This is a genomic window from Roseovarius sp., assembly GCF_048262375.1.
GTDB lineage: Bacteria > Pseudomonadota > Alphaproteobacteria > Rhodobacterales > Rhodobacteraceae > Roseovarius.
On sequence record NZ_JBLXFE010000042.1, the window covers coordinates 1 to 11,064 of the forward strand.

At 61.7% G+C, this 11,064-nt stretch carries 9 protein-coding genes and 2 pseudogenes; 1 reads left to right on the plus strand and 10 read right to left on the minus strand.

All coding sequences use genetic code 11. From position 1 onward, the window contains the following. The 9 genes and pseudogenes from ACN0SW_RS19500 to ACN0SW_RS19540 form a co-directional block, all read right to left on the minus strand. Positions 1 to 1,917 (minus strand): hypothetical protein (locus ACN0SW_RS19500; RefSeq protein ID WP_417729580.1); only part of this gene is annotated, 1,917 nt, incomplete at its 3' end. A 286-nt stretch (positions 1,918 to 2,203) separates the two neighbouring features. Next, positions 2,204 to 2,461 carry a 3'-5' exonuclease gene (locus tag ACN0SW_RS19505; protein ID WP_417729581.1) on the minus strand — a complete coding sequence of 86 codons (258 nt, stop codon included), beginning with the start codon at positions 2,459 to 2,461 and terminating at the stop codon, positions 2,204 to 2,206. A 244-nt stretch (positions 2,462 to 2,705) separates the two neighbouring features. Further along, positions 2,706 to 2,783, minus strand: a pseudogene (locus ACN0SW_RS19510) (ATP-binding protein); the annotation flags it as partial. A gap of 175 nt (positions 2,784 to 2,958) precedes the next feature. Then, positions 2,959 to 4,335: an RtcB family protein gene (locus ACN0SW_RS19515; RefSeq protein ID WP_417729582.1), complete on the minus strand. Its 1,377-nt coding sequence runs from the start codon at positions 4,333 to 4,335 to the stop codon at positions 2,959 to 2,961. Between the two features lie 67 nt (positions 4,336 to 4,402). After that, positions 4,403 to 4,579, minus strand: coding sequence for a hypothetical protein (locus ACN0SW_RS19520; RefSeq protein WP_417729583.1), 177 nt, complete (start codon positions 4,577 to 4,579; stop codon positions 4,403 to 4,405). A gap of 155 nt (positions 4,580 to 4,734) precedes the next feature. Beyond that, the gene (locus ACN0SW_RS19525; RefSeq protein WP_417729584.1) at positions 4,735 to 5,241 is read right to left on the minus strand and encodes a hypothetical protein; all 507 of its coding nucleotides are present in this window, start codon (positions 5,239 to 5,241) and stop codon (positions 4,735 to 4,737) included. Continuing rightward, positions 5,238 to 7,289: a hypothetical protein gene (locus ACN0SW_RS19530; RefSeq protein ID WP_417729585.1), complete on the minus strand. Its 2,052-nt coding sequence runs from the start codon at positions 7,287 to 7,289 to the stop codon at positions 5,238 to 5,240. Before ACN0SW_RS19530 ends, ACN0SW_RS19525 begins: the two co-directional genes overlap by 4 nt. Then, positions 7,286 to 9,319, minus strand: coding sequence for a hypothetical protein (locus ACN0SW_RS19535; protein ID WP_417729586.1), 2,034 nt, complete (start codon positions 9,317 to 9,319; stop codon positions 7,286 to 7,288). Before ACN0SW_RS19535 ends, ACN0SW_RS19530 begins: the two co-directional genes overlap by 4 nt. Then, positions 9,316 to 10,521, minus strand: coding sequence for a hypothetical protein (locus tag ACN0SW_RS19540; protein WP_417729587.1), 1,206 nt, complete (start codon positions 10,519 to 10,521; stop codon positions 9,316 to 9,318). Before ACN0SW_RS19540 ends, ACN0SW_RS19535 begins: the two co-directional genes overlap by 4 nt. Here ACN0SW_RS19540 and ACN0SW_RS19545 point away from each other — a divergent pair. Further along, positions 10,511 to 10,735 (plus strand): hypothetical protein, encoded by a 225-nt coding sequence (locus ACN0SW_RS19545; protein WP_417729588.1) that lies wholly within the window; start codon positions 10,511 to 10,513, stop codon positions 10,733 to 10,735. The genes ACN0SW_RS19540 and ACN0SW_RS19545 overlap by 11 nt on opposite strands. Before the next feature lie 70 nt (positions 10,736 to 10,805). Here ACN0SW_RS19545 and ACN0SW_RS19550 read toward each other — a convergent pair. Beyond that, a pseudogene (locus ACN0SW_RS19550) lies at positions 10,806 to 11,064 on the minus strand (RNA-splicing ligase RtcB); the annotation flags it as partial.

Sequence of the window (11,064 nt, forward strand, 5' to 3'; positions counted from 1 at the left end):
GTCGAACGCCACCTTCTTCAACGTCCTGCGCAGATGACGTGGCAGGATGGGGAAACCGACGGTCTTGTCGATCTCTCCGCTCGCCTGGGTAGAGGCCCTAACCCAGAGCAAAGGGAAGGCTTCGGATCGGTAGTTCGAGATCTGGAAATGCGCGGCGGTGCCCCGGAGAGCCGTCTCCATACGGTCGGCGATGAAAGCCTCGCTCACTGTCTGCGCGTCCGTTCCGGGGTCGAAGCGCCCGGTATACATGCCGTCGTTGTGGAAGCGTTTTCGCGCCTTGCGATACTCCTTCACCTTCCCGAGCTTTTCCGGCTTCGTGGCCTTCTTGTTGAATGTCATGGCCAGCCACGCGAACCGGTCCTCCCGGATCTCCTCGTCGAAGATATGCGGCAACAGGGGCGGTAGGGTCGCTTCCTGTTCCGTGGTCAGGACAATCGACCCACGCGGGAGCATCTCCTTCAGAAGTGCGAAATGGGCGCCCTTGGTGTAGATATCCTTGGTCGTGACGCCCTTGAACGAGCCACGCTCCTCTGATTCGTCGATCGGAAAGCCGAACCATCCCTCCGAGATCATCCGGATGTTGGCGATCATGCCGTTCGTGCGTCCGATCACCTCGTCCCTCTCGGTCCGCTGGGCTTTGTCCCTCTTCGGCATTCGGCGTTTCGCCCGGCTCTGGAATGCCTTGATCTCGTTGACGCAGGCGGCGAAGAACTGCGGTTCGTGATACCGTCCAGTCGGCCGTTGCCACGAGAATTTCGGGGCCGTTCGCACCTTGCTGTTGGGATACTGTTGTTCGAGGTTCTGCGGCATCCCGACCTCATCGAGGTAGGTGGCGTTGAACATGTCCAGAGGCGTGGCACGCGGGTCGAAGTCGACATCGAGCCGGTAAACATAGCCACTGCGGGCGTCAGCGGTGATCGCGCAGTTGAGTTGCGTGTTCCGTCGGTCTGTCGAGGTCTCCCAGTTCACGGTGAGGACCATGTCGTCGTGGCTGAGAAGGTGCTCGACGGCTTCACCGCTTCGATCAACCTTGTTCTTCCATCGGCGCAGCATCTCGCGCTCGTAGGCCAGAAAGACCCCTTCCAGCCATTCGATCCGGTCGTAGATCCGGGACATGCCGATCTTCTTGCCGGTTGCGGCGGTCCCGATCATCCGCTGTATGTCGACGATCCCCGCGCTGTTTAGCACCGCCCCGAGTATCCTGAGATTGTCGGCGGTCGTCTTCTGTCCGGCGTGGGGCAGCGAGACGGAGAAGCGCGCGCCTTTCTGCCCCCGGCACGGCTTGTGGAGCACGCGAAGAGACGAAGGCGACTTTTTCTTGCGGATTGGCTTTCCTTTGCTGTCTTTCGACCGCTCATGGACACCGTCGAGGGCGAATTCGTCAGGATCATCCAAAAATCGCTTGCCACAGGCTCCGCAGGAGGGCCCGTCGAGAACGCCATTGAAGTTCCTGAGCCTGTCGATCTCCTCTTTGAGGTGATCCGGCGACAGGATCGAGAAGCCGGAGTCGCAGATGACGCCCTCGTGCGTCTGGCCCAAGCACCGGACCGTGCGCTGATCGGACCACACATGCGGGTCGTCCTGATAGGTGAACACGCGCGAGACGCGGCGATGTTTCTTGTCAGCTCCGGCGAGCTTGTAGGCCCCGGGCCCGTGCGTCTCGACGAGCTGTAGCTGCTCCGGAGAAGCGTCCGGTCGCCTTTTCCTCCATCTCGACATGCGGGTCGCCCGATCGGTCAACTGCTCTCCGAAGTTGGAACAGTCCGGGTTCGCGCAGGTATTGATGGAGTGCTCCCCTGCGCCCGGATAGAGCTGCGAGAGCTTGAAATTGAAAGTTGCCAAGCCTGCCATCAGAACCTCGGATTTCCGCGGCTCCGCCTCGAGTCGTTTTTCGACCAAAGACCAGAAAATCCGCATGGATTGAAGTTGATACGGACACTCGTCCGCGATCTTCGCCTCGCGCGAAAGACAAGCTTGTGATCAAAGGATATTGGCCGTATCTTCTGAAACAGAAGGAGAAAAATCTGAAATTTTCGATTTTTCTTCGTTCAAGCATCAGGATTCAGTCTCCGAGAAAAAAGTCTCGGATTTCCCGCCTGTTTTTTCTTGTTTCGACCCTCAGAAAATCTGCCGAAAATACAATAACCTGCCGCGCGGTGCGCGACAGGTCAGTTTGTTCAGGCCTCCCACCGCACGGAATGCGTCATCGCTCCTCGGCGATCTTTCCCCAGAATGTCTCGTTTTCGACGCCCATCACGATCACGGCGTGAAACTCCAGCCCCTTGCTCTTGTGGATCGACATGATTCTGACGGAGCGATCGGCCGAGAACGCCGTCAGCGCCGGGCCGATGTCCGTTCCATCCTGCGTCAACTGCGATATGCGGGTTACCGTATCCTTGATCAACTGATCGAGCCTGTTGCCCTGACGGCCCCAATCCCGCCGTAGTGGGCGTGCACGCAATGTCGGGGTTCGGGAAGGCGTCGGTGAACTTGAAACGACCGCCTTGGGGTCACAAGCGGACCAGGCAAACTGCGCCTTGTGGCCCAGACGCTGATTGGCAGCTTACCGCCTGGTGTCCCACCGGACCGTCCGGACACGGCACCATTGCGGCCGTTCGCGCAAGGGACCGCGAACGGCCGCTCACCGCCCAAACTTCGTCCATAGGATCACTGATGGGCAAACCGCAATTAAAGGGCCGATTGACACCCAATTCGTCGATGATGAGCAATTTGACCGAGGCCAGCTGTTTTTGAAGCCGGAGGAGGCGGCGCTCGTCGCGGGCTCAAGATGCGGACTTTTTCTCCGCGACGGTCAGATCACCCGACCGCTTCCGCTGTCCATTTCGTCTCCGGGATTCACATTTCTTCGAACTGGAGGTATTCTTCTGGCAGCGGGATCATGGCGCTTCCTCGCAACGGAACACAATGCCCGGCGCAGAAATGCGCCGGGCATTGTGTTCAAGATTTCTTACGCCAGGGTGCGTTGCGCTCGATGTCGCCTGCCATAATGCACCCGAAGGGCATGATGCGGTCGAGGACATCGGCGAGCCCGAATGCCTGCATGTCGCGCTGCACGCTGGCGGCCGACTTGTAAGCGGACGGCAGTTCCGAGGTATCCGGGATGCCGCAGTAGAAGCGGGCATCGATTCCCTGGGTTTCGCGGGCAACGAGTTCCTCTTCGGGCACGCCGTCGTGGATCTTGCGGTGCGCGGTCCGCGTCATCACCCGACCGGCGCCGTGCGGCGCGAACCCGGTGGCGTTCCGGGGTCCGGGCTGAACCATCAGGACGGGCTCGGCCATGTTCATCGGAATGATCATGGTGTCGTGGCGATCGGTCAGCATGTCGGGATCGACCGGGGTCGCACCCTTGGCGTGATGGATCACCGACGGGTCCTTCGGGTCCCGGAAGACGAAGTTGTGCGGTGAGAACAGGCGCTCGCTGCCTTCGACGCCCAGTGCTGCGAGGACCGCGTCGTGAAGCGAGGAGTGGTTCAGGTGCGTCCAGTCGTGGGCGATGGCAAGACCGTCCATGTAGTCCGCACCTTCCTGGCTATCGAGTTCGATCCATGAGTTTTGCTTCAGTGTCTCCGGCGAGTGCTTTCGACGGAACGTTTCCGCGGCCTTCATGCCGTTTTTGAACAGATGTGCACCGAATCCGCGGGACCCGTGATGGGTAACCAGATGAACGTTGCCGGTCGTTTCCGAGCGCCCGATATACACGAAGTGGTTGGACGCGCCGACAGTGCGCAGGTGATGGCGCGCCAGCTCGAGAGCGACATCAGTGATGTAGAACGGATTATTGGTGATGCGGTCGACCATTTCCTCCGGGATCGAATCCACCGGTGTCCGGTGACCACCAGGACCGAAGTGGCACAGCTCGTGCGCGATATCGAGGGCGCGAGCCGGATTGACGGCACCAAGATCCGTGGTCATCAGGGAACAGCACACATCAGCGGAATGCATTCCCGGGTGCACGGCGTTGCGGGTCGAGACGACACCGCCGACGGGGATCGTCCCGAGCGCCCCAGCGGGGCAGGCATCCGGCATGACGGCGCCGGCGACGACAGTCGGCGTTTTCATGAGTTCGGCCATCGTCGCGAAGACGGCTTCAGCGTTGTCCGTCTCAGCCTCGTTTTCCGGGTTTATGAAACGCACGAAATCCAGGCCAGCCTGCGGCGGAATGACCTGTGTTTCCCGGGCGACGTGATCTTCAGCCATCGCGCGAACAGAAGCGGAATTCATGCCGCCTTGGTTTGCGGCGGTCAGAACCTGGCCGAACCATTTGGCGGGCGCGTAGCCCATATCGATCAGGTCTTTTCCAGTAAATTTGGTCATGGGCATTCCTTCGCCAACGGACTCGTCGGGTTTCACTCCGAAATCCCGAGCAAGCCGGGCGGAGGCGTCAATCTTCTGCTTCGTCGAGTGCGTAGCAATCCTGGTAGCGGTCTCGGTAATGCGAGTGCTTGCCTGCCTCGCCGATGTTGAGCAACCGCTGGACAGAAGGGCGTGTCAGGCGCGCGCTGATGTTGTAGCAGGGATAGGCGCGCAATCCGGTCTCGAAGGCCGGGGTCTGATGCACGGTCGCACGTCCGACGCCGAGGGCCTCGCAGATCTTGCCGAGGTGCAGAGCCTTCCCGTTCAGAGGAAGGGTTTCCGATCGGGCTTCGGTCTCAGAGATGAGAGATTCAAGTTTGGCGACAGCCTCCCGCCCGGCTTCAGGACCTCGCTTGACCCTCACTGATCACCTCGCAACGAGGTCACCGTCCCGCCCTGTGTCGATTGAAAAAACTTCTGGCGAAGCTCCTTCGTCAGCTCCTTCTCGTCCGCAAGCTGGCGATCGCGTCGGGCAAGTTCCTTTTCGAGGTCGTGGATGCGCAGCCGGTAGGCGGACACATCCGCAGCAAGCACGGCGAAGCCAGCCTGGAGTTCGGCCAGCGTCTCGCGACGGCGCTCGGTGGCGTCCTTGCGGGTCACTGGCCCGCTTTTCTTCAGGCGGGCGATCCAGTTCTTCATCTCCTGGCGGATCTCGTGTTGATGAGGCTGCTTCGGGACGCTCTCCGAGACCCCCGCGCGGCGGCAGATCTCGGCCTGCGAAATGCGGCCCTTGTTCTCGGGATAGGTGCCGTCCGGCGCGGCCGCGATCTCGCCTTCCATGGTCGCCATTGCATCACGAAGCCGCTGCCGGGTCTCTTCGGCCTGCTCGGCGTGGTATTTTGCGAGGGGTGTGGGATTGTCGCTCATGATGAAGCCTCCATGGCGAGATCGAAGGTGATGCGATGGTTTTCACAAAGGACGTAAATCTCGTCTTCATCAAAGAGGGAGAAGACCTCGCGCACCCGGGCGTCGGTCCGGTATGGCCCGAGAACACCTTCGAAAGACCCGAGAGCCGCGAGCAGGCCGTCCCTGGCGAAGCGGTAGCGAAAGACGTCGCTCCGATCGAGCTTGGCGAGTTCGGCCAGGTGTGCCTCGGCCCGGATCTTGCGATCCTGTAGGGCGATGGCGGTCTCGAAGCGGTAGCGGCACCCATCGGTGCAGTTTGCGGGCTCGCGTAGGCCGGAAGCATCTGCACAGGCTCCGCGGCCCGTGCCGCGCGCCGTGCAGAGAACCCCCGGTCGGACCAGCTCGACACCGGTGCCAAGAATGCGGGCCGCATCGGCCAGACGATCGTAGCCAGTTGCGTCAGGACCGTTCCGAAGCGATGGCGCCTCCGAAAGTGTATCGAGGGTTGTCTGCACAAGCCGCGCCGTGCGGGCTGGGAGTTCGCCATCGTCGAATTGCGAGATTAGGTCTTCTCCGAGTGCCGTCGAGACTGCGTCGATTGTCTCGGAGAGTTCCTGCTCGAAGTCTCCGCGGGCGCGGTAGTAACCCATGGTTTCTTCGATATTGCGATGCCCGTATACGGTATAGAGGATGTGCGGGCCGCCTTGGACCGACAGGGCGAGCAGGCGGGCGATGGATGTGCGCGTGCGATAGACGGTGACAGCGCCGCGGACAGCAAACGGAACCCCATCCGGGCCGCATAGGCAACGATAGGTGTCGCGCATGCGGACAGAGACCGGAATGTCCTTGTCTTGCCCGTGCCCCATCGGGGGATCGACCCAGAGGTAGAGACCATCCGGGTCGACGATATCGGCCAGGGCAATCTGTCGGCGCAGCATCTCGACGGCGCGCGACGGGAGGGGCCAGTCCCGGGGATCGCCGTGAGGCTCGTCCGCGGTCTTGAAGGCAGCACCCTTCAGGATCGGACCGACAGGCCCCTCGGCGAGGCAATCGCGAGGGAGGTCGTCGAGCTCGGCCGGCCGCATGCCGGTCGCGACCGTGAGCAACAGGGCGTTCGAGACCTGGACGGTATTGAAGACCCGAACCAGGGCATCCACAGGGCGCGACGTGTCGACGAGGTTTTCCAACGGGCCGTCTGCGAAGAGCGTCTGGTAGGCGAAGATCGTCCGGGCAGAGAAGGTCTGCCCGCGGTATTCGCTCAAAACCTTGCGCCGCGCATCGGCGAGAGCGGATGCCACCATGCCGTCGCTGTCGATGCCGGAGATATTCTGGACGATGCTGCCGATGTCAGCGCCGATCGCGCTCCATTCCAAGGCAGCCTGGATGATGTCAGTGAAATACGCGTCGTCGTAGACCTCGGTGGCATTGGCGCCGCTCCGGGTTGGGCGCACTTCCATCGGCCGGGCGAAGCTTACCCAGTCGTCGAGTAGTCCGCGATCTCGAACGTCGCACAGGCGGTTGAACGCGGCCCGAAAATGCTTTCCACCGGCCTCCCAGGCGATCTTGAAGTCCGCCTCGTCGAGATGGGAGAAGATCGGGCCACCATCCGGGCAGTCATCGCTGCGGGTGAAGTCGATCAGCCCCTCTTCTACGAGTGCTTTGACCGCGGAAAGGAGATCCTGGGCTGTGGTGACCAGGGTCAGCGCACCCATCGCGCGCGAGACGGATGAGGTTCCCTTCGCGCTCGTTTTCCGGGTCGACGACAGGCCACTGACAGCCAGCACGCGCACCATGCGCTTGACGCGACGGAGAAGAGTTTCCGATCGCGTGTCATTCCGAAGCCACGCTTCCGGGAGCACACGGCAAAAGTCGATGCGGCGCAATGCATCCGTCGTCTTCCGGCGAAACAAGGCGTCTGGAAACCTCCAGACATCATCATCCATATCGATGCCGAAGAAGGCGCGATCGGCGACGAGGTCCGACCAGTCGGTGCGCCATGCGTCGAGCCCGAAGGCAAGATCTTTGGTGTTGTCCTTGAGAACATGCTCAAGGCGGATTGTGCGCGTCATGCAAGGCTCCCGGGACTGGCGCCATGAGGCGGCTCGATGGAGGGCCGGCGGCCCTTGGAAATGTCCTGCAGCGCCGCTTCCACGATCGCCTCGAACTCGTCCGCCCGGGCAGAGAAGAAGATGTCGCGCGCGTGCTCGATGCCGGCCATTTCGACATGGAGGCTTGAGCGATTGAAGAGGTCGATCGGCATGGTGGTGCGAGCGTTGTGGATTTCGCCGAGACGCTCCGCGAGAGCCGACATGGCGCCGGGTTCATCCGGGAAGAAAAAGCCATGCCGGCAGAGAACGCATCGCTGGACGGAGCAAATGTCACCTGACCTGTGGCCAGGCGCGAGCTCAGCTGGAGGATCGGTGGGGGCTGAGCATCCCATGCCCATTCGCGTCCTGGGACCGGCGAGTGCCGCGCGTTGCTCCGGGCTGAGGGTCCTGATCTGATCCGCGACGTAGCAGCGGGCCATGAGGGTTTTCGGGTCGATCCTGAACCCACTCTCTACTTCCTCGATGAGGACGCCGGTAAAGGCTGCAAATTTCTGGAAGGAGATAACGACCTGTCGGCGTTGGGTCAGGTAATGCGTTGTGCTGGAGGTCCGGCGATGGCCGAGTGATGCTTTCACGGCAAAGAGATTCCCGCCACTCTCCTCGAACACCCGGTCGGCGAAGCCGTCACGAAGGTCGGAGAACTGGATCGCAGCGATGGCCTCCCTCTCTTCATCTGACCAAGATTGTGCGCTTCGCGTTGCGAGAAGGGCTTTCTTAAGGTCTTCGAAATGGCGCCAGGCGCTGTCGATCATCTCGACACGCTTCACGCCTTTGGCCGTGTGACTGTAGAAAAGGAACGGCGAGCGCAACCGAGCCTCGAGCCGCTGGATCTCGTTCTCCGGATCGGAGGACTGGGCGATACGGTTGCGCACAGCCTCAATCCGGCGCTGGACAAGCTCGCGCATGAAGCGGGAGCGCTCCTCAAGACGGCTGACGATGCCGTGAACGCTGAGCGGGGACATGGTGCTGACATGACGCATCAGATCGCGAGTCTTGGGGCGACGTGCGATGACGATGCCGCGGTCGTGGCAATCTGGCTCTGACCCGTTGAGATCGCGGGGGATGAACCATTGCCCTGTGATGTCGATGCCCTTGGCTGTGTCTATCCAGCCGGTCTCGGCGGCGATGACGACGTAGGCGGCCATGATCTCTTCGGAGGTCGGAACGAAGCGGGAGATGTAGGCCGGGGTCGTCTCCTCCCGGTTGAGGCCTGCCTTCATGCGTTTCGCGCGGCGATGGTGCGCGAAGGCCTGTGTTCGGAATTTATGTCGGTCTTCGGGAAGGCTGGTGTCATTGAGGATGGCCGCCTCGATGTCCTCGAGGATGACGCCGGAGACGCAGGCAGTGTCGAGTGGGTCGTCGCCGCTGACTGGTATCGTGGCGTCAACGTCCACACGAACACCCCGGCGAAAGCGACGGAGGGCAAAGGCCCGGATGCGCGCTACTGCAAGCGGGTCGACATCACGATGAACTTGAGGCGTGTTGGACTTGCGGATGATGGGCCATTCGACGGCAGGAAGTCCAGCGAGGCGCCGCGCGACTTCCAGGATCTCGTGCGTATTCGCGAGAAGGACAGGGTTCACCCGCCGCGGGGTCTCCAACAAATAGCTGCGATAGAGATAGCCGGTCTCGGATGTGATGGACCGCAGGGAGGTATCCCTCCTGCTCTTGGAGGCGGAGTTTCGACGATCGAGAAAGCGGAAGAAATGACGCAAGGCGACCATACGCCGTTCGCCGACATCCGGAGAAACGCCGCGCGTCAGCTCGCGGAGGGCTGGTGCCAATTCCCTGAGGAAATCCGGACGTCCCTCAAAGGGTTCCTTGCGGGCATCGCCGCCCGCGTATCCTGTCTCGAACTCGGACAAATCGTATCGCACCGTCCCGCAGAGATGGTCGGTCGTAAGCCAGGTCAGGTGGGATGCGTCGGGCTCGACCCGCGCGAGATCGGCAACGGTCGCGTCGAGGCGCCGAGATTTGCGCAGGCTCTTCATCGCGAATCCTCCATGAGATTGATCCGGAGGTGTTCGGAGGCCCATGCCAGGTAGATATCGGTTGTCTCCTCGGAGACGTGCCCGAGATATTGCTTCAGGCGCAGCAGGCTGGAATGGCCGAACTCCTTGAGCGTCGAGGGCAGGAGGTCTCCTCGACGAAGACCAGCAAGATGTGCCTCCTCTTGGAGGAGCTCGAGCAGGGTCCAGCATGCCCAGAAGTGCCGGCCCATGTGGGGAGTCCAGGGCGACATCGGCGCGGGCGCGGCGCGCTTGAAGAGCTTGTTCGGTTGCGCGATGGAGTAGGGAGAGCCGGTCTCAGGATTGAGGAAGAGGTGATCGGGAGCCTTCTCGCCCGGATGCCGCTCACGGAATACGGCAAGGGCGGCAGGCCGCTCCTTCGGGTTCCGCGCGTGAAGGTAGAGGCGTTCAAGGAAGTCGGTGCGCACGCGGATCGTGCGTGGTTTTCCTTTCCGATCCGAGTCAGCGGGATCGCGGCCACCCTTGGTGCCGTAGCTGATCTCGATGTGCTGGTAGGGGCCGGGGTAGAAGGCCTCGGGCGGAGGGATCTGACTGGAACGGATGGCGACGGCTTCTTCACGCCGGAGGCCGGTCTCGAAGATGGCCTGCGTCATCAGGTGCTGCGCGGGGTAGGTCTCGACCCGGAGGCGATCGAGCCAGGTTGCGACATCGGCTTTGGAAGGGATCGCACAACGCCTGTCGGCGGAGGCGACCTGTCCGTAGCCAAGAATGGGCGCGTCGTCGAAAGAACCGCGCCATCTGCGCGGCGCGGCTGCGGCATAGGAGAGATAATCGAGAGCGACCGATAGGCGTGCCTCGATGGTGGCGCGCGAGATCGGACCGTCGTCGGACCATCGGCCATCCGCCATCATGCGGGCGTAGCCGACAAGGCTGCGAGGTTCGGCGTCGTGGCCGCGGTCGATGCCGCGCCAGTCGAGATCCATCTCGTCGCACCAGTCGAGGAAGTTGGAGAGGTTGTAGGCGAACTGCCGAACACTTCCGGCAGAGGGGGATTTCCTACGTCCGTTGCGCCAGATCATGAGGGCGCGGTCCCGAAGGTAATCGGTGGCTTCCGTGAATACGGCGCCGGTCGGATGCAGGACGATGGGGATGTGAGACAGGACGGAAAATTCCGGGCTGTGCTCGGCAAGCCTGTCAGGATCTGGAAAGAGGATGGATGCCATCTTAGCCTCGCGGACCGATGTCATCCTTATCGAGGATGCCCATCCCGAACTTGAGGCGGCGTTTCAGAGCGGATGTGTCCCCGTTGGGCGCGCGCCGATACCTTTCGGCCTGGATCTCTCGCTGGCGCTCTCTGTTATTTGCGTCATCGAAGGAGGCGCGGACGAATGCGTCGGTGGAGAGTTCAGTGAGATCCTGCGGCACAGCGCTTCCTAACCTGATCGAAAAGCGTTAGGTAATAAATATTTCAACCAGCGTAGTGGATCAAGTATCTTGACCACAAAAACTATGCATAAGAAAAGCCGTCGCCCTGTGTGCCCATGTGCTCTTCGGCCATGCGCAGCGACTTCGGGTTGTTCAGGAACGGGTTCGCGTGAAACCCCTCCATCAGGTCGGCAGACACCTCGATCCGGTCCCCCGCGCGGCGCCCGCCCGGTCCGAAATGCGTGACCGACTGCGCCGCGTCCAGCACCGCCTTGGGGTCCGCATCGCCCAGATCGGTGATCATGACGGAACAACAGATATCCGCCGAATGCATCCCCGGA

Bases quoted from the DNA above. Each gene is read 5' to 3' on its own strand.
- ACN0SW_RS19515 (WP_417729582.1), bottom strand. From the start codon at position 4,335: ATGACCAAATTTACTGGAAAAGACCTGATCGATATGGGCTACGCGCCC.
- ACN0SW_RS19525 (WP_417729584.1), bottom strand. From the start codon at position 5,241: ATGAGCGACAATCCCACACCCCTCGCAAAATACCACGCCGAGCAGGCC.
- ACN0SW_RS19530 (WP_417729585.1), bottom strand. From the start codon at position 7,289: ATGACGCGCACAATCCGCCTTGAGCATGTTCTCAAGGACAACACCAAA.
- ACN0SW_RS19535 (WP_417729586.1), bottom strand. From the start codon at position 9,319: ATGAAGAGCCTGCGCAAATCTCGGCGCCTCGACGCGACCGTTGCCGAT.
- ACN0SW_RS19540 (WP_417729587.1), bottom strand. From the start codon at position 10,521: ATGGCATCCATCCTCTTTCCAGATCCTGACAGGCTTGCCGAGCACAGC.
- ACN0SW_RS19545 (WP_417729588.1), top strand. From the start codon at position 10,511: ATGGATGCCATCTTAGCCTCGCGGACCGATGTCATCCTTATCGAGGAT.